The organism is Roseibium sp. AWQ4_254, assembly GCF_056161025.1.
On the sequence record NZ_JBSWYH010000001.1, the window covers coordinates 1 to 18,661 of the forward strand.

Consider the following 18,661-nt stretch of genomic DNA (forward strand, 5'->3'; position numbering starts at 1 on the left):
AGGAAGTGGAGTTCCGGGCTTTTCTGGAGACGCGTCCGGATTTGAGCGACGATGATGATGAATATTGGGACCTGAATCCGGTGGATGCTGTGGAGACCCGGGGCAAATTTATGAGATGGTATGCGTTTAAGTCAAATATTCCATTTGATTATATGGCGTTGTATTATGCTGAAGACCTAGCGTTTGCTTTTGTGTCCGGAGAATTGGAGTCTCTGGAATATGAAGCAGCGAAAAATTATGCGAAAGAAAATTTTAGGAAAGCCTTTATTTACAGTGAAGACGACGCATGACGAAGATTGTTCTTCTGGACGTTTCCAAGAGTGATGTCCTGGTCATTTAAATCGGCGGCGTCAGCGGGTTGGAACAATTCATGAACACCCTTTGCAGCAAATCGCGTTTATAGCGTGTCGCGATTAATCGGGTTTGCCTTTCGCTGCCTGAAATCAGAGATTTCAACGCAAAAGACAAAACGGGTTGAAACCATTTGAACGCGACACGCCCTAAACGGCTTCAGATTTCCCTGTCTCTCGGCTGCGCCTCGAACGTGAAATCTGAAACATTCTGACTTCAAGTAAACGCGGCGCGCTCGAAGAGAAATAGCAGGACAAACGACATGGCGGATTTTGAGAATATCACAGGCTGGCGGGACGAGCTGGAAGCGTTTGCGCAAAGCAAAGAAGGGCGCGCCTATTTTCGGGGTGAGACGGTGGGGAAGACCAAAAAGCTTACTTTCGATGCCGTTCTGGATCTGGCAAGACTTCTGCTGAAACATGACGAGCTGCGCGAGGCTGTCAGGCAGGAAGTGGAGTTCCGTGCTTTTCTGGAGACGCGTCCGGATTTGAGCAGTGAAGATGATGAATATTGGGACCTGAATCCGGTGCAAGCTGCGGAGACCCGGAACAAATTTAGGAGATGGTATGCGTTTAAGTCAAATATTACATATGACTATTTGAGGTTGAACTATGCTGAAGATTTAGCATTTGCTTTTACATCTGGAGAATTGGAGTCTCTGGAATATGAAGCAGCGAAAAATTATGCGAAAGAAAATTTTGGAATATCCTTTATTTATAGTGAAGACGGCGCATGAGGGAGATTTTTCTTCTGGACGTTTCCAGGGGGGATGTCCTGGTCATCTAAATCGTCGGCTTTAGCGGCGCGGAACAATTCATGAACCTCTTTTGCGGCAAATCGCGTTTATAGCGTGTCGCGATTAATCGGGTTTGCCTTTCGCTGCCTGAAATCAGAGATTTCAACGCAAAAGACAAAACGGGTTGAAACCATTTGAACGCGACACGCCCTAAACGGCTTCAGATTTCCCTGTCTCTCGACTGCGCCTCGAACGCGAAATCTGAAACAGTCTGCATCTAAGTAAACGCGGCGTGCGCTAAGAGAAACAACAGGACAAACGAGATGGCGGTTTTTGACGATCTCACCGGCTGGCGGGACGAGCTGGAAGCGTTTGCGCAAAGCAAAGAAGGGGACGCCTATTTTCAGGCTTTTCTGGAGACGCGTCCGGATTTGAGCTGCGACGATGATGAATATTGGGACCTGCAACCGGTGGATGCTGCGGAGACGCGAAAGACGTTCATCAGATGGCACGGGTTAAAGGCGGGGCTGCCATCTAGTTACAGCGCTTTAGCCTATGGAATACAACTCGCAATAGATCTGTTGGCTGGAGAGTTAACGTCACTCGATTACGCAGAGGCGAGTGCCTTTTCACGAAAACACTATGGCACGTCTTTCATCTACCGGGAGGAAGGCGCATGACAAAGAAAGTCATCCTTCTGGATGCGGCCAAGATTGATATCCTTGTTAATCAGACAGGGACGGCCGGTCTGGACGCCGTCCTTCGCCGCGGCGACCTGGTTATGTTTGGCCCGGACGCTATGGCAGAGCTGAAAAAAGGGTCTTGGTTTAAAAAGAAACAGAACAGGGTTCTTTTTAATGGCTGGCTTGACAAGCAGCGTCGTGCCGGGCGTCTTCTTGAGCCCGACCCTGTGACGAAAGACGAAAAGGCAAGATACGATCCAAACAACAAACGGTTGACGACAAAGGGGGGCGACGAACTTTGGGATATGAGCGCCCGTAAAGTCATGGCCGAACATCCGGACTATGAGTTCGAGGTGATCTCCAGCGATAAAGATATTTACGACAACAGGATTCGCGGCAGCGGCAAAAAAATTGTCGACACGCCTTTCACGTTTACCTCGATGAAAAAGCTGATGGGGGAGTTGGCGGTTGACCCCGATTTAAATTTGTCGAAAGAACAATTCGAGAACATAGCTGATTATTGGCGCGGCGATAAATATGGTGATGTGAAGGGTCTCAAACAGGGAACTTTGAGTTTTCCAAGAGATTACGACCATGCGCTTGAATTGAAGCATCAGAACAAAATTCGCAGGGAAACGGAAGCCCTTAAAAAAATAGGCCAAAACAAAAATCCTCTCTCGGAACAGGAACGACGTGCACGAATTGGGCGCAACTGGCGGGCGATCCTCCGGAGTGGAACGTCGACCACGATGCTTGGGTTGTTGGCCGTGCCTGTCGTGAGTACGACACAGGCAGTGGCGGCTGAAAAAGGTGTTTCCTTTGACGAGGCAGCCCAGGAGTTGGGGCTGGCCGGGTTCAGCGAGGACCAGTTGATTGCCCTTGCCGCCGCAGCCGGGGTTGACCTTGCCATTTCCTTCACACCGGTTGGCGTGTTGAAACGGGCCTGGGAAATTCTGGGCAATTTCGATGACCTTGTGACTGTGGCGAAAGTTTACGGTGATGCCTTTCCACATATTGAAGTCATCCAGCAGATGGCGGCGCTGGCGGATGAGGTGTCCAATTCGGCCGTTTTCAAAGCCTATGTGGATGGCCGGGACGCGCTGACCGGCGCGGTGAGCGATGCCATCAGATGGGTGCTTGGCAACAGCGGCAGTGATGAAGAGGCCGCTCAGGTGATTGGCCAGTTGCGCACCGCCCTTGACGAGACGGATGGCGACATGGAGGCAGCCCTGGCCCGGGGCGCCTCGCAGGCTGAACTTGAGGCACTGCTTTGGCAAAGGGCCGAGCTCAGCGCGCCGGCACCGCTGGTTGCCCCGGGCTTCGCGGCGCCGGATCTGGACGGCTCCCTGGCGCTGCCGGGGGATGTGCCCCTGTCTCAGAAAGAGGTGATGGCTGGGTCACAGGCCATTTTGCCGCCGGGCCTGAGCCAGGGGGAGAGGCTGGTGCCGGATGCCGCATCAGAGGCCGGTTCAGAGCCTGGCCAAAAGACGTGGGCAGATGGAAAGGGGGACCGGCTGGCCCGCCAGACCTCCTATGACCGGGTCCGCAAACTGGGGCGCACACCGGAGGAAAAGGCCGAGGCGCTGGACGAATATGAGGCACTTGTGGAGGAAAATTACCTTCTGACCGAAGATATCCGCATGGCCGAGGAAATCGCCTTTGAGGAACTGCAGCAAAGCTGGCAGCCCTCGGCCTTTGCGGCCGACGACGGCACGGTGATGAAAGGCCCGGTGGAGACCACATATCCGGACGCGGAAGAGGACGGCCATGGCTATGTGCGCAAGGCGGCGGAAGAGCTGCTGAAAGGCGAGGGCATCCGCGCGCGCAAGTGGTTTGTGGAACCCAATGGTCAGACCGCTGCCGACCGGGCCCAGGGGGTTATGGACGAGACGGGCTACGGCCCGCGCATGACGCTGCTCTATGAGGATGAGACCGGCCGCCGCCACAAGCTGACAGAGGCGTTTCAAGCGGATGTGGGCAGTGCGCGGCAGCGGCGGCACACGGCGCAAGAGCGTGAGGACCGCAAGCTGGCAAAAGCCTACGGCATTGCCTGGCCGGACACCAGCGGCATGACGCCTTTCGAGGCGGCCCGGGCCCGCCTGCAGCATGCAGCGGAATTGCCCGAGCTGCGTGAGCGGGCAAAACAGGCGGCTGATGACGCAAAAAAGACCAGACAGCCGGTGAGGGCAGCGTTGCCCAGACGCAAACCCGTGGCCGGGGCAGACAGGCAGGTGCAGGCCAAGGGCGCCCCTGTGCCGCCCCGGCGGCCTGAACCGGAGAGCGGGGCGGATCTGACAAGCGGCGGCTAGTACCAAGCACGTTTCAACGGATCTGTCTGCCGCAGCCTGATAGCAACCGCACCTCAGATGGGGTCCTGTTAAGTGCGGTTGGCAGGACCTCAGAGCTTTCAACGCAAAAGACAAAACGGTTTGAAAGGGTGGCCTCGCTCCGGAGTGCCGCCCTTTTTCGTCTCGAACAGGAAGGAATGTCACATGGATGAGATCATCATGCGCCGGCTCCGGCATCTCCAGCAGCTGGAAGACAGCCATGAAAAAGACTTTGAAGAGCGGTTCGGCACAGAACAGAGCCGGGATGCACAGCGGCGGGAGGCGGTGTCCAACGCTGTGTCGGCCAGCTGGAACCGCATCTGGCGGGCAACGGCGCGGGCCGCCCACCCCGGCCCGCTGCCCAAGGGCTGGCGCAAGGAGCACTGGAAGACCCTTCAGGCCATGGCGGCTGACTTTGCCGGGGTTGAGGCCCGCAACAAGAGCGAAGCGGTGACGGCGCTGGAAGCCTATGAGGCCGGGCTCTCCGAACCCGCCAGGGACGCGGCCGAAACCGGCCCTGTTTGATGTTTTGAAAAGGCCTGTTTCATGTCCGGAACCGTTCATGCCGCCGTGGAGGTGGCAAATCTTGCGCTGGCGCATCTGAAAGAAGCGCCGATCCGCACCTTTGACTATTCCTCGGTGGCCTCACGCTGGTTCAAGAACCACTATGCGGCGCACCGGGATGCCTATCTGGCCCAGCAGGACTGGGACTTCGCCACCAGCCTTGTGCAGCTGCCCGCAGAGACCGTGCAGCCGCCCTTCCGCTGGACCTACCAATACCGCAAGCCGAGCGACTGTCTGCGGGTTCCCCAGCAAACCGTGGACGGCAAGCCGGATGGGCAGCTCATCCGGCTTGAAGTGGTGGGGCAGAAGATCCTGACGGACCAGACCCCGCCCTTTCCCTTGCGCTATATCCGCCGGGTGACCCGGGAAAGCGAGTTTCCGCCGTTGTTCGTACACGGATTTGCGCTGTTTCTGGCCGCCGCTTGCGCCCATGTGATCACCGGCAAGAACAGCCGGGCCGAAGCTCTGCGCCAGGCGGCCCTGGACGCGCTTGAGAAGGCGGGCGGCTATGACGCTGCCCAGGGCACGGCCCTGCCGATGATTGACCTGGATATCATTACCCAAAGATGAGCTATAACCTGCAAGCGACTTTCAGCCGGGGGGAACTCGACCCGGAACTGATTTATCGCACCGATCTCGAGTTCTTCCGCTCTTCGCTTGCCGAGTGCCGGAACTTCATCACCCTGAAACGCGGCGGCCTCAGGCGCCGGGGGGGCACACGGTTTCTGGCCGAGGTCAAGGACAGTGCGGCCGGGGCGTGGCTGATCCCGTTCGAATTCGGCAACGGCCAAAATTACATGCTGGAATTCGGGGACTTCTATTTCCGGGTCTTCACCAGCGCGGGGCGGGTTGGCACCGTGGAGGTGGCAACACCCTATGCCCGGTCTGTTCTGCCCGATCTGAAATTCGTCCAGTCAACGGATACCCTGTTTATCGCAGGCGGTGGAGTTGCGCCGCAGGCGTTGACCCGCTCGGGGGAAACAAGCTGGTCAATTGCCCCCATGGCCTTTGAGGACGGCCCGTTTCTGGATGTCAATATCAGCCCATCCAGCCTGAAGCCCTCGGAAACCGGCAATCCGGTGCCGGACATGACATCAAACACGGCGCCAAGCGGCACAGTCAGCGCGTCAAATGGCAGTGGCTCGGCCTGGCAAGTCTTCAACCGCGCGCCGGGCAGGGTCGTGCTGTCGGGCGGGTCCGAAGGCTGGGTCCGCTACCAGTTCCCCGCCGCAGTGGTGATCGACGCCTATATGCTGCAGGCGCCGAATGACAACAGCCAGAATGATGACATGCCCTGGCAATGGAACATTGAAGGGTCCAACGACGGCACCACATGGACCATTTTGGACAGTCAGGACGGGCAGGACACCTGGGCCTCCAATGAGTGGCGGGAATATGCGTTTTTCAACGAAACGGCCTATGTCTACTACCGGCTGAAGTTTACGCAAGGCGGCGGTAAGCTGGGAGACAGTTCGGCAATCGGGCAGCTTGTCTTTCACCAGTCCGGCGCCAGCCAGACGCCTTTTGACCTGACTGCCTCTGTGGTGGACGGGATTAACGGCGGGACCGGGTTCCTTGCCTCTGATGCCGGGCGGCAGATCCGGTTCCGGGGGGGCGACGGGTTCTGGCGCTGGCTGAAGATCACCGAGGTGGTGTCCGCCACCGGGGTCAAGGTTCAGGTCTATGGCCAGACCCTGCCCAACACGGATGCCACGACGATCTGGCGTTTGGGGTCCTGGTCCAAGACAACCGGCTGGCCGCAGACCATTGGCTGGCACAAAAACCGGCTGGCCTTTGCCGGAACCGATACGGAGCCGCAAAAGGTCTGGGAGAGCCAGACAGAGGATTTCAACAATTTTGCTGTGTCCCATGTGCTGCAGGCCTCGGACGCGGTGACAGCGGGCATCTTGTCCGGCCAGGTGAACCGCATTCAGTGGCTGGTGGATGACAATGACCTGATCATTGGCACAACCCGCGCGGTGCGCTCGCTCGGCAAGGCAACGGCCCAGGACCCCTATGGCCCGGAAAATGTGAACCAGACCCCGGAAACCAATTTCGGAGCAAATGGCATTCCGCCGATCAAGGTGGGGTCGGTGCTGCTCTATTTCGGTCCCTATGGCACGGACATGCGGGAAATGGCCTATGATCTGAGTGCAGATGGCCGGATCTCCCAATCGGTGAGTGAAGTGCAGTCGCATCTTTTCCGCAACGGTATGTCGGGCGCCTGCTATCAGCAATATCCGGACAGTATCATCTGGGCCTGGGACACGACCGGGGCCGTGATCGGGTTTACCTATGAGCGCCAGCAGCAGGTCTACGGTATGCACCGCCATGATCTGGGCGGGGCCGTGGAATGTATGGCGGATCTCAGCGGCGGTTCGTCAGACACGGTCTGGATGATTGTCCGGCGGACCATCAACGGCGAGACCCGGCGCTATATCGAAGTCATGCAGAGCCCGTTTCTGAGCGGCCGGATCGAAGAGGCCTGGCATCTGGACAGCGCGGCGCTTTACAGCGGCCCGCCTGCCAACACCGTGTCCGGTCTCGCCCATCTGGAAGGGGAGGCTGTTGTTCTTTACGCCGACGGCACGGACTATCCGGCCGTGGTGTCCGGGGGCTCGGTGAGCCTGCCGAGCGGCCGGACGGCTGCCAGGATCCTGATCGGGCTGGATGCGGCGGCGCGGGCCAAGACCTTGCCCTATCCGGTCAATGCCCAGGACGGGTCCGCCATGGGCCGGAAAATGCGGATTGACGATTGCAAGGTGGCCGTCTTTGAAACCGGGTCTTTGCGGGTGGGGTCAGACGAAACTTATCTGGACGAGCTGATCTATTACGAGGCCGGGGACGCTTACGGCGAGCCTGCCCCGCTGCATAGTGGGGCGCTTGGTCAGCCGGTGGAAACCCGCTGGGAGGAAGGCGGCCAGCTTGTTCTGGAAGCCTCCGGCGGCAAGCCTTGCACGATCCTGTCGGTTAATTTTGGACGAGATGTGGAGCCATAAACATGTGTGAACCAGCAACTATCACGCTCATTGCGACCGGGCTTTCAGCGGCTTCCACGACGGTTGGCGGCTTGGTCCGGGCGCAAGGTATTCAGCAGGAGGCGGAAGCCCAGGCGAAGGCAGAGGAGCGGAAGGCGGAGCTCGCGGAAAGACAGAAGGCGGTCAACCAGACCCAAGGCTCGTTTGAGCGGAAACGGACGCTGGAACAATATCAGAAGATCATGGGGTTCAACCGGGCTGCGGGTGCTGAGCGCGGTCTGTCTGAAACCGGGTCGCTGAGCGATGTCGCCGATGACAATGCCTATGAAACCGCCCAGAATATTGAGGCCATCCGATACCGGGTGGAGGGGCAGCGGGACAATCTGACCTTTGAGGCCAATACGGCCCGGGAACGGGCCGCTTCCCAACGCAAGGCGGGGCGCATCGGCGCCTTTGGCGCCATTCTTGGCGGGGCAACCAGTTCTCTGACTACACTGGGCAATACGGCCTACCAGATGGCGGGATAGCACCGTTCGGGCAAGATGAAACCGTTTCAGGTTTCAAACTAGTTCTTCTATTTTTCAAACGGATCGAACATGACGCGATTGCTGAAATTCACTGGCACCTCCCAGCTGCCCGGCGTTGCAACACCGCAAGTCGTGGCAGATACGGCTGTGGGTGCTCAAATCAAAGACCTTGGCGATACCGTTGAGACATCTTTGCAAGACGTCTCCAAACTGGTGGAAACCGGCGCCGCAATTCTCAAGAAAAACAGGCAAGCCAAGGTCAAAGAAGAGAAAGCGGCGAACGCCAATAAACAGGCATCCTTGGCGGAGGATCGTGTCCAAAAACGCATAAAATTCGATGCGGCCCAAAAGGCCGGGCAAGTTGTGCAAGGGGTGCGCACCAGGGCCAGGGCGGCAAAAAATCAGTCGAGGGTTCCTGCTTCCGGTCTGAGCGAAGAGATGCTGCGCTTCATGGCGGACACCAGCCGCAAGATGTCGGCCGGCATGCCGGACGATCAAAAGGCGGTGTTCAACAAGGAACTGGACCGGCGGCAAGATGACCTGCTCTATGATGTCGCGGCGGTGGAGGAGGCTGCAGACCGGGACCATTTTCTGCAAGGGCTGGCCGCCTCCCGGGATCAGGCGGTGGAGGACGTAGAGGCCATTCCGCAGCGGATTGACCGGGCGTTTGCGCATTTTAAGGATCTTGTCGACCAGGTGCCTCTGCCAGGCCGGGTGCGTGATGAGGTGGAGCTTGAAGCCGCCCAGGCCCTGACGGAGACCTGGGTGGCGCGTCAGCCGCTGGAGGTCCAGATCGAGGGTCTTTCTGCGGAGCCTGGCGCAGCATCTGCCCATGGGGACAGTGCAGCGTCTGGCTCAAAGCAGGCTGTTGCCGGGGATGGGGGGCTTTCGGTCCGTGAGTTTGCGGCCCGTGCCGGTGTGCTGCCGCCCGAAAGCCGGAACCGTCTTCTGGAGCAGGCCTTGCAGAAAAAGGCCGCAGACAGCATCGCCGAGGCAGAGCGGATCGCTGCACGGATCGATGCAGCCGATGGCCAGTTCCGGTCGGCCGAAATCGATGAAAACCCGAAACTTGGACCAGAGGCAAAACTTCAGCTTTACGATCATTATCGCAGGGATTTGCGAACCCACGCGGACAATCTTGTGGCGGCCGGTTGGGCTGCGTCCAACGGCCGGGCGGATCCGCTCAAGCAGGAGGACCGGGACCGGGCCGATCTTGCCTTTGCCTATCTGGAAAAAACCGGTTCGGATCCGGCCGCTTTGGCACTCGGCATCGTCCAGCAGAAAGGGGTTCTGCCGGCCGCCTATGCCCGGCGGGTTGCGACGGCCCTGACCAGCCCCAGGGAGGCGGAGATCGCGCAGGCGCTCACCACCGTTTCCGCCCTGGCCCGGTCTGGCGGGCGTGCCATGCTTGGTCTGGAAGAGGAGCAGCCTTTGCGGTCGTTTCACACCAAACAGGAGGTTTTGAAACGCCGGTTCGGTTTGACACCGGACGAGATTGCCAAGCGGTTCGCGCAAGGCAATCAACCGAAACTGCGCAAGGAACGGCAGGTGGCTTTCCGCGACTTTCATGCTCAAAGAACGTCCGGGCGCTCTGCAGAACACAGGGTGATCGCGCGTTTTGGAACAAGGTCCGCGAGCCTGGACAATTCCTCAAAGGAGAAACCTGCTGGCCGCAAGAGCAAAACGGCCGCAGGGGCTTCTCAAGCGCCTTTTAAACTGTGACGCCCGGCTCGCCGCCTGACCGCAGATGCGGTTCTCAGCGCGGTGAGGGCGATGCAGATCTTCCTCAAACAGGCGCCTTGGCGCTGCAACTTCACAGGAGGGCTCGATGACAATCGCAGCCTTGACGGAAACCCGCTTCCAGATCTCCGGCGACGGGGTGACGGAAACGGTCGCGATCCCGTTTCAATTCATCGATCAGAACGACTTGAAGGTGATCCACACGGATGCGCTCGGGGCCGACACTGAATGGACCTATCAGCAATCGCCGGGAAGCTGGTCGTTTACTGGCGGCGACTATGGGACGGGAACTCTGCATTTCACTGCAGCCGATTGTGGCAGCGGCGAGCGCCTGACTGTTGTTCTGGTAAGTGCCTATGATCAGCCTCAAACGCTGGAAGGCGGGGAAATCGATCCCGATGTTTTGCAAAGGTCTATGGACCGGACGGCCTTGCAGGTGCAGGCGATTGCCGGAGAGGTTCAGCGGTCCCTGTCCGTTTCTCCCAGCCTTGCCGGAGCGCTGCCAAATCTTGAGGTCCCAGACCTGAAGGACGGCGAGGGCTTTATCCGGCAGGGCGACGGCCTCGTGCCTGCCCTGATCGACAGCGCGGCCATCTCCTCGGCCGTTACGGCTTCCGGGCAGGCCCAGGAGGCTGCTCAAACGGCCGCTGGAGTTGCGTCCGATGCGGCGGTCTCTGCGGGTCAAGCCCGCGACCAGGCGCAGACGGCCAGAACGGACGCGCAGACGGCGCGGCAGGGGGCTGAAGACGCAAGAGATGAAGCGGTCCAATACGTAGACGACGCACAGCAAGAGCTTGGGCTCGGCCGTATGCCCATCGGAACGGTTCTCTGGGTGGCAGGAACAACCGCCCCGGCAGGTACTCTTGCGTTGACCGGTCAGGCCATCACACGCGCTGCTTATCCGGATCTTTGGGCATGGGTTCAGGCCTCGGGGAATTTGGCTGCCACTGAAGCGGCTAAAGGGGTTGGACAATTTGGTCCGGGCGATGGATCAACCACGTTCACCCTGCCGGACCTGCGGGACCTGTTCATTCGGTCCTTCGGATCTGGACGTGATGTGGGTTCTTATCAGGATGACGCTTTTCAGGGCCACTGGCACCGGTACGAGGCAAATTACTCTTCGCAGTCCGGATCTACTACTCCGTGTGAGAATGCAAACGACACTCTTCCACACGACTACCAATTCACTACGAAGGTACAGGACGCCATCAGCGATGGTGTGAACGGAACGCCTCGAACGGCTGACGAAACCCGCCCCAAGAACGTTGCTTTCCTGCCGGTCATTGTCGCCTATCATCAAGTGATTGATGCGGCGCAGTTGCAGGCGGCTGAGGTTCTGAACGACATTTCGAGAAACACGACTGATGTTGCAGACCTGCGTATTCTTGCCGGTTCGTTGGCTATTCTTGAGTATCAGCAGCCAAGCGGAACAAATGGCGGCACCCCCACGGCGGCGGCTTGGACAACATACCCACTCAACACAGAGGTAGCCGATCCGCAGGGTATTGTCGCTTTAGCCTCAGACGAATTTACCCCTTCAGTCGCCTGTGACTGCTTCGCAGAAATCGGCATTCATAGAACCGCTGCTTGGGCTGTTCGTATTTACAACGTGACTGACGGGACTGTTCATGCTGCGGGTATGTCCGGCTACAACCGGGCGGCAGAAGGAAACTCGGAATGGGCGACCATCCGCACGTTGTTGACGACAGGGAAAACTTACCGGGCCGAATATTACGTTGAATCTGCCTACACTAACCTTGGTCTCGGGGCCGCAGCCTCACAAGGGACTGAAGTCTATGGCCGCGTAACTCTGAGGGCGATTTGATGACGAAATATGCTTTGATCCAAGCTGGTGTCGTGACCACAATCAGCTTTGAGGCGGATACGGGGTGGCCTGTTGTTTCTGACGATGTGTTCCCAGGAGACACGGATAACGGAGACGGTACGTTTTCACGGCCAGTTGTGCCGGAACTGACAGACGAGGAAAAACGAGCGGAGATGCTCCCTTTGACCGCCCGGCAATTCAAGCTCGGGCTGGTTCGGAATAGCATCTCCCTCGCCACGGTAGCGGCTCAGATCGCAGCCATCACCGATGATCTTGAACGACAAGAGGCCGAAATTGAGTGGGAAACGGCCGCTCAATTTGAGCGCCTTAACTCGCTGGTCGTTTCCATCGCCAGCGCCATCGGTCTGACAGACGAGCAGGTGGACACAATGTGGCTTGCGGCCTTGGGATACTAGCCAATCTGAAAACTTGAACTGTCGGTACCGCCCTTGAGGCGGTTTTTTTGTGCCTGAAAGGATGAAACATGGAAACGAGCAAGGGCGGGGTTGCCTTCGTTGAAGCCCATGAGGGCTTTGTATCGCGGGCCTATCTGGACCCGGTGGGGGTGCTGACCATCGGGACCGGCTTCACCAACAGCAGCGGCGTGTTCCGCTCTTTTTGGGGGCGCAAGCTGAAGCCTGGGGACACGATCACCCGGGCCCAGAACAAGAAGATTTTGAAGGCGGCCTTGAAGGAGGAATACGAACCGCCAGTGCGGGCCGGGATGCCGAAGGACGCCAAGCAGCACGAATTTGATGCAGCGGTTTCGGCAACCTTCAATCTCGGGGCGCGCTTCATGGGCTGGAAGGCGGCAAAGCTCTGGAGGGCTGGCAAGCGCCAGGAGGCGGCGGAGCATTGGGCGACCCACTACAACACGGCGGGCGGCCGCAAGTTGCCCGGCCTGGTCCGGCGCCGGAAGGAAGAGGCGCATCTTTTCCTGACCGGCGTCTATACGGGCGAGGGCGAGGGAAAGCAGCGCCATGAGGCGGCAAAGGCCCCCGTCCGGCCGGACCCGGTCGTGACAGAGGCGCAGGAAGCCTTGAAGCGGTTCGGCTTTGATCCGGGCGAAATTGACGGCTGGATGGGCAAGCAGACCAAGGCGGCGGTTCTGGCCTATCAGAAGCAGCACCCGCATCTGACCAATGACGGGATTATCGGGCCCGCCACCCTGGCGCAGCTTCGGCGCGATGGTAAAGCCGTCAAGGACACGTTGCAGAAGGGCGGCGGGCTCTCTGCGGTGTCTGGTGTCATCGCCTCCGTCTCCGGCCTTCCTTGGGGCGCCATTGCCGCGTCCGTGGCCGTTCTGGCTCTGGCTTTCTTCGCCTGGCGCTACCGGGATGTCATCCAGCGCCGCTGGAACGCGCTGACCGGCCGGGAGGTGGCCTGATGTTTGGCAAGATTGCCGCCCTGTTCCTGTCGGGTCCGTTCAACCGGATCTTTGACAGTGTGGACCATGCGGTCAGCAATGAGAGTAAACGGCAGGAAATCAGGGCGAACGCGGTCAACCGCTATGCGGAAGCAGCAGCGGAAGAAAGGGCCGACGCCCGGCGCTATCGGGCCTTTTGGTTCATCTGGTGTCTGTTTGCCGGCTCGGTCGGTTTCTGGTTCCTGGCGATCACGCTGGACACGGTTTTCAGTTTCTCGTGGTCGGTGGCCGATTACCCGCCATCGGTCAAATCTTATGTGGACACGATTGTTGCCTCGATCTTCGGGTCCGGTGGGCTGGTGGCAACAGCGCAGGCACTTTCGAGCGCGATCCGGGGGCGGCGGTGACGGAAGATGAAGCAATGGCCGCCCGTGAGGCGGGGCGGGAAGGGGCTAAAGAGGTCCTGAAAATGATCGGGTTTGATCCCGATAACCCGCGAGAAACGCAGGAAGACATGATTTTCTTGCGGGACTGGCGCAAGGGAACCTCCGCCATGAAGGGCCGTCTTTTTGGCGCGGTCTTCGCGGTAGCGATCCCCGCCGCTCTCCTGGCCGTATGGGTCGGGTTCAAGGAATTTCTGAAAGGGCAGTAACAATGCCTCCATTCACTTGGCCGCTCATTTGGGCGGCTATTTTTATGTCAGCTACCGAAGGGACAATAAAATGGCAGCACAGCTTGAAGTGACTTTCGCGCCGGTCGGCGGCCGAGCCGCGTTCGGCTCAGAGATGCCCGCGCCCGATGGCGCCGCATCTGCATCCGAAACGCTCGACACAGCCAGCACCGCCAGCACCATTTCGGCGGGAATTATGGATTTTGCGCGGGTCGTAAATTCAGGGGACGCGGATCTTTATGTGGCGTTTGGCGCTTCTCCAACCCCCTCCCAGGCGCCGCGCTGGTTCCTGGCGCAGGGGCAAGCACTCGATGTTGGTTTGCGCGAAGGCGACAAGGTCGCGTTTATCTCGAAATAAAGGGTCAAATCTATGCGGTGTAGCATTCAACTTGGGTTTTCAAACCGCGAGCCCGGAGGACCCTCAGCGCCCTCGAACGTTATATTCTCGGACTTTTTCACGGCGGACACGTCAGCCAACTACACCGGAACCAAGGGCGGTACTCTGACATATGACACCGTCAACACACAGTTGGACTATGTGTTTGCCGATGAGTATGACGGCGTGGCAACCGCCCTGTTTTCAGTGAGGCCGTCCTCGACCGTGACGGTGTCGGTCACGGCCAGCAACAATGATACGGGGGTTCAGATGGAATTTACCTGCGGAACATCTGTTGACACAGCTGCGGATATCTTTAGCACCTCCAGCCGTGTGGGTGCATCTGGAACCATGACTGGCTCTTTCGAAATTCCGGCTGACGTCACTGAGATGCTGGTTCGGCCTCGGGCACGCGGCGGGGATCCAGGGGATACGTTCTCGCTGGACGCGATTGAGGTGATCGTCTCCAGTTAACGGCGCCTGACTGCAAAAATAGCCGACCTTTCCCGCCAGCCAGCCGCGACCTAAGAGAGCTTAGCTCACCCAGCCGTACGTTGTCATGATAGCTTCTGTGTTGCCGTCATCTTCCCAATCTTCGAACGCGACACCTTGGGCGCAGAGCGTATCAAACTGTTCTTGAGTGACCCGTGCAACAAGCATCACGTCTTCCCCAGCTGGAATCGCTCTTAATTCAAGTTTACCTAGATCGTTTGCGTGCTCCCCTGAAAGTTCCGCGTTTTTAAGTTAACACATTACTCGTTACATGCTTGGGAATGATGTGATCGTTGCCAGGCCATAGCTTGATCCGGGTGACACCCGCTGTAGATACGCGAGCCCACATAGTCCGGTTTATGTATGTCCTGCGGTTCAGAAACGGAACAGCTGCCGAGGAGTGCCAAAAATTCGGTGCAAGGCACAAAGAAACAAATCTTCTTTTCAATCCTGGTCTTTTGGCGCTTGTTGGATCCGGAAGGCGTGTCTGTGCCAAAACGGTAAGGTTTCTGGAGCTTTTTGCCGCAATGCAGGGCCGGTTCAGGCCCCAATTTGACGCAGATACTTTATTCGAGACCTTCCGGAAAATGTTTCAGATTTCAAGCTTTTTTGGCGGAAACCGTGTTTGCCTCCGAGCTTTTTGGTTACGTGGCTTGGTGGACCAAAGGCATGTTTTGTTGGGCGTTTGCTGGTCTGGAATTTTCTCTTTTTCGTGTTTTGAACCGTTTAAAGGTCAACAGACTGTTCACCTATTCGGTGCTAGTTGGCCTTTTTGGCGATCACTATCTTTCAAATATGAACAAAGGCGGTGAATGACACCGCAAACTGGAGATGGTGATGACCAAAGCAGTGAAACACATTCTTCAAATTGACGCTTCTGCGCGAAAAACAGCCTCAGTGACGCGGGAATTGACGGAGACTTTGGTGACCAGGCTTGTGGCCCAGACACCGGATCTCACGGTGGTCAAGCGGGATGTCTCTGAGGGCCTCCCGTTTCTCGATGAGGCTTGGGTGGGGGCGAATGTCACAGACCCTGCCGACAGAAGCGAAGCTCAACGGTCCATACTTGCCCTGTCCGATACTCTGGTCAGTGAACTGAAGTCTGCCGATGTGATTGTGATTGGTACTCCGATCTACAATTTTTCAGTGCCCGCAGCTCTCAAAGCCTGGATCGATCAGATCGCCCGTGCACGTGAAACCTTCAAATATACGGAAACAGGGCCAGTCGGCTTGCTGGAAGGCAAAAAAGCCTATGTCTTTGTGGCTTCTGGAGGTACGAAAGTGGGCTCCGACGTTGACTTTGCCGCAACTTATCTGAAACACGTTCTTGGTTTCATAGGAATTGAGGATGTGACGATCGTCGCAGCTGATCAATTGATGCTTGATCCGTCCAGCAAAGAAGAGGCGATGGCGAAGGTTCTCTCTCTCGCCGCTTAACAGCCAGCTGCCGGGACATCGGCAATTTGAATTTGGTCCTAAGTATCTTGGTAAAACCAAGAGCCTAAATTGCAACTAAAAAGTGTGATTTTGGCTTCGGCATTTCAAGTTCTTTTGACGGCTTGGTAAGCCGTCAAAAGCTAACCTAAAGCTCAGCCAGATTGCTCTCATTCAAGCGCAGCTCAGTTTCTCTTTTGCGGCACCTTCTGGTGCAGAGGCTGTGATGTTTGGAACTGAATTTCTCTTTTTTCGTGGAGCAATTGAAAGCACTTTCTAGTGCTTTCAATTTACTCGCTTTTTTGTGACCTCAAATCAACCCGACCACAATTGCAGCCAAAAAAGCGAAAGCTGCAAAGAAGGCAATCCTGTTCAGGTTCCGCGCAAGGGTCATCTGTACACTCCCGAATTACCTTTGTTTAGACGCATGATCTTAGGCCAGAGAAGCCGTGATGCGAAGGAAAAAAGTTATTGCATTGCAGCGAAAGAGATGCATCTACGGGTTGAGCGGTTTTTAAGTCCCCGTTAAGGTCTTGATCATCAACATTAACTGTTGCATCTCTTCCGAGCGGAGTTTTTTTGCGCTGGTAAGCTGTTTTCTGCGGTTTCTGTCCTCTGGAGGGCCCTGAAATGGAGCTTCTGGAGCTGAAGTGCGGAGCTGGATTGCCAGCAAAAACGGCAAAAAGCTCCAGTAGCGTAAAATTAAGGAGCGCCCGCTAATATGAGGCCTGTCGCGGGGGCGCAGCGGAACGGCAATGATTAGTCTTATCAAACTGGCAGAACTGGCTCGGGATACCAGTGCAACTGGCCGGAGAAGCCTGGTCAACATGCTGACGGATCTTTTCGTCGGTGCCGGTGATGATCGCGACGAGCAAATCAGCCTGCTGTTTGGTGACATCGTTCTCAAGGTGCTTGGGCAGCTTGAGGAGGAAACGCGCATGATCCTGGCCAAACGGATGTCGGCCGAAGCGAGTGCGCCTCACGATCTGATGGTGCATCTGGCGCAGGACACATTTTCTGTAGCCGAGCCGGTTCTTGAGAACTCACCGGCGCTCAATTCGGATGATCTGGTTTCCATTGCTTCATCTGCGTCGATGGATCATCTCGGGGCGATCGCTGGCCGGGCAACCGTCGATCAATCGGTTACAACCGTTCTTGTCGACCGCGGTGACAGCAATGTTCTGACCAAGGTTGCCGGGAACGAAGGCGCAGAATTTGCAGATGCCTCCTTTTTGAAGCTGGTGGAGAAAGCACGTGCCAATGAAGCCATCCAGTCGGCGCTGGTCAACAGGACGGACCTACCGGAAGAAGCGGCACATGCCCTGTTGCCGTTTCTCACGGAGGCGTTGAAGGAGCGGATTTCCTCCTTGGGTGCGGACAACACGCTGGTGCAATTGCTTGCCGAACGTGCGGCAACAGAAGTTGCGGCGCGCACGCAAAAGCTTGACAAGGCGCGGGATGAGTCGAATGCCTTGATCAAAGATGTTGTGGCTAAAAAGACCACCATTGATGAGGCAATAAAGCAGTTTGCACGTGCCGACAGAACAGCGGAACTGGGCATGCTGCTGGCTAAGGTGAGCGATCTGCCGCCAGCTGCCGTTTCTCAGCTGCTTTTCAGCGCGAGCGACAAACCTCTGATCATTCTGTGCAAGGCCAACGGGGTAACCTCTGACGCCTACAAGGACATTTTGACCATGCGGGCGCGCCGGTTGCGTCTTGGTGGCAGCGGGTTGAACGCTGCTATTCAGCGGTATTCTGTCTTGAGTGAAGAGGGAGCCCGCAGGTCCTTGGACACTTTGAAAACATCAGGGGCCAGCTTCGGCCTGAAAACGGGGGAAGATCCCGTCTGTGAAGAGGCCGACTCAGCGCGCAAGGACATCCCTTTCGCTTCCAGCCGCTAGGGCGGAGCCCTAGCCAGAAGTTTTTTGCAAGGTGGCAGTCATGGCCGCTGCGGAAATCAGAAAGCCTCCCCCGGCCTTGTTGATCCAGCGGAGCAGAGAGGGGTTCGACAATTTTGTGCCAACTGCAGCTGCTGCCAGTGCGTAAAGGGTCGCATTGAAGACGGCGAGAAGCACAAAAGTGGCTCCCAGAAGCGTGAGCTGTGGCACGACTGCTGCCTTTTGGGCAATGAAGTGCGGCAGAAAAGCCATGAAAAAGATGATGCCTTTCGGGTTCAAGGACGTGACCATATAGGCACGCCAGAACATCTTGCCTGCGGAAACGGCTTTCATCTGCTGCCCCCCAAAAACGGCAGGCTGACTGCGCCACATTTTGATACCAAGCCAGACAAGATAGCCTGCCCCCACCCATTTCAGGATTGAAAAGGCAGTCGCAGAGGCCGCGAGGATTGCGCCAAGACCCAGAAGCGACGCCGTTGCCGCCGTCGCATCCCCCAGCCCCACTCCCAGAACCACAGGAAAGGCAGACCGGCTTCCTTGGGTCAAGGCGTAGCTCACCACCAGCATGATGGTTGGCCCGGGAATGGCCAGAACGACAAGGGTGGCGGCGATATAGGCTGAATAGAGATCAAGGGTCATAGAAGGCTCGACAAGGGATCTGACTTCAGGAATTGTGAGACCCAGTCAGGCACAA

At 57.5% G+C, this 18,661-nt stretch carries 20 protein-coding genes; 19 read left to right on the forward strand and 1 reads right to left on the reverse strand.

The window, feature by feature from the left end:
- From ACXAIC_RS00005 to ACXAIC_RS00095, 19 genes are all read left to right on the forward strand, one after another.
- Positions 1 to 290 (forward strand): hypothetical protein (locus ACXAIC_RS00005; RefSeq protein ID WP_475172238.1); only part of this gene is annotated, 290 nt, incomplete at its 5' end.
- 323 nt (positions 291 to 613) lie between these two features.
- Complete coding sequence (locus tag ACXAIC_RS00010) at positions 614 to 1,087, forward strand: hypothetical protein (protein ID WP_475172239.1); 474 nt, start codon at positions 614 to 616, stop codon at positions 1,085 to 1,087.
- Between the two features lie 323 nt (positions 1,088 to 1,410).
- Entirely contained in the window at positions 1,411 to 1,767 is a 357-nt protein-coding gene (locus tag ACXAIC_RS00015) for a hypothetical protein (RefSeq protein WP_475172242.1), read from the forward strand.
- A gap of 779 nt (positions 1,768 to 2,546) precedes the next feature.
- A complete protein-coding gene (locus ACXAIC_RS00020; RefSeq protein ID WP_475172243.1) occupies positions 2,547 to 4,079 on the forward strand; it encodes a hypothetical protein in 1,533 nt (510 codons plus the stop codon).
- Between the two features lie 183 nt (positions 4,080 to 4,262).
- Positions 4,263 to 4,622, forward strand: coding sequence for a hypothetical protein (locus ACXAIC_RS00025; RefSeq protein WP_475172245.1), 360 nt, complete (start codon positions 4,263 to 4,265; stop codon positions 4,620 to 4,622).
- 21 nt (positions 4,623 to 4,643) lie between these two features.
- The gene (locus tag ACXAIC_RS00030) at positions 4,644 to 5,231 is read left to right on the forward strand and encodes a phage connector family protein (protein WP_475172248.1); all 588 of its coding nucleotides are present in this window, start codon (positions 4,644 to 4,646) and stop codon (positions 5,229 to 5,231) included.
- Positions 5,228 to 7,660, forward strand: a complete 2,433-nt coding sequence (locus ACXAIC_RS00035) for a phage tail protein (protein WP_475172251.1) — start codon at positions 5,228 to 5,230, stop codon at positions 7,658 to 7,660. The genes ACXAIC_RS00030 and ACXAIC_RS00035 overlap by 4 nt, the downstream gene beginning before the upstream one ends.
- A 2-nt stretch (positions 7,661 to 7,662) precedes the next feature.
- Entirely contained in the window at positions 7,663 to 8,166 is a 504-nt protein-coding gene (locus tag ACXAIC_RS00040) for a virion core protein, T7 gp14 family (protein ID WP_475172254.1), read from the forward strand.
- A gap of 69 nt (positions 8,167 to 8,235) precedes the next feature.
- Complete coding sequence (locus ACXAIC_RS00045) at positions 8,236 to 9,888, forward strand: hypothetical protein (RefSeq protein ID WP_475172257.1); 1,653 nt, start codon at positions 8,236 to 8,238, stop codon at positions 9,886 to 9,888.
- A gap of 106 nt (positions 9,889 to 9,994) precedes the next feature.
- Positions 9,995 to 11,731, forward strand: coding sequence for a phage tail protein (locus tag ACXAIC_RS00050; protein ID WP_475172260.1), 1,737 nt, complete (start codon positions 9,995 to 9,997; stop codon positions 11,729 to 11,731).
- Positions 11,731 to 12,147: a hypothetical protein gene (locus ACXAIC_RS00055; RefSeq protein ID WP_475172261.1), complete on the forward strand. Its 417-nt coding sequence runs from the start codon at positions 11,731 to 11,733 to the stop codon at positions 12,145 to 12,147. Before ACXAIC_RS00050 ends, ACXAIC_RS00055 begins: the two co-directional genes overlap by 1 nt.
- A gap of 68 nt (positions 12,148 to 12,215) precedes the next feature.
- The gene (locus ACXAIC_RS00060) at positions 12,216 to 13,118 is read left to right on the forward strand and encodes a glycoside hydrolase family protein (RefSeq protein ID WP_475172264.1); all 903 of its coding nucleotides are present in this window, start codon (positions 12,216 to 12,218) and stop codon (positions 13,116 to 13,118) included.
- Positions 13,118 to 13,504, forward strand: coding sequence for a hypothetical protein (locus ACXAIC_RS00065; protein WP_475172266.1), 387 nt, complete (start codon positions 13,118 to 13,120; stop codon positions 13,502 to 13,504). Before ACXAIC_RS00060 ends, ACXAIC_RS00065 begins: the two co-directional genes overlap by 1 nt.
- Positions 13,501 to 13,749 (forward strand): hypothetical protein, encoded by a 249-nt coding sequence (locus tag ACXAIC_RS00070; protein WP_475172268.1) that lies wholly within the window; start codon positions 13,501 to 13,503, stop codon positions 13,747 to 13,749. The genes ACXAIC_RS00065 and ACXAIC_RS00070 overlap by 4 nt, the downstream gene beginning before the upstream one ends.
- Before the next feature lie 70 nt (positions 13,750 to 13,819).
- Entirely contained in the window at positions 13,820 to 14,125 is a 306-nt protein-coding gene (locus ACXAIC_RS00075; RefSeq protein ID WP_475172270.1) for a hypothetical protein, read from the forward strand.
- A gap of 12 nt (positions 14,126 to 14,137) precedes the next feature.
- A complete protein-coding gene (locus ACXAIC_RS00080; protein ID WP_475172272.1) occupies positions 14,138 to 14,617 on the forward strand; it encodes a hypothetical protein in 480 nt (159 codons plus the stop codon).
- Positions 14,618 to 15,256: 639 nt separating this feature from the next.
- On the forward strand, positions 15,257 to 15,451 hold the full coding sequence (locus tag ACXAIC_RS00085) for a hypothetical protein (RefSeq protein WP_475172275.1): 195 nt from the start codon (positions 15,257 to 15,259) through the stop codon (positions 15,449 to 15,451).
- Between the two features lie 15 nt (positions 15,452 to 15,466).
- Complete coding sequence (locus ACXAIC_RS00090; RefSeq protein ID WP_475172276.1) at positions 15,467 to 16,072, forward strand: FMN-dependent NADH-azoreductase; 606 nt, start codon at positions 15,467 to 15,469, stop codon at positions 16,070 to 16,072.
- Positions 16,073 to 16,824: 752 nt separating this feature from the next.
- Entirely contained in the window at positions 16,825 to 17,970 is a 1,146-nt protein-coding gene (locus tag ACXAIC_RS00095; RefSeq protein ID WP_475172279.1) for a DUF2336 domain-containing protein, read from the forward strand.
- 9 nt (positions 17,971 to 17,979) lie between these two features.
- On the opposite strand, the gene ACXAIC_RS00100 is transcribed toward ACXAIC_RS00095, so the two are convergent.
- Positions 17,980 to 18,606, reverse strand: coding sequence for a LysE family translocator (locus tag ACXAIC_RS00100; RefSeq protein ID WP_475172280.1), 627 nt, complete (start codon positions 18,604 to 18,606; stop codon positions 17,980 to 17,982).
- Positions 18,607 to 18,661: the final 55 nt, after the last annotated feature.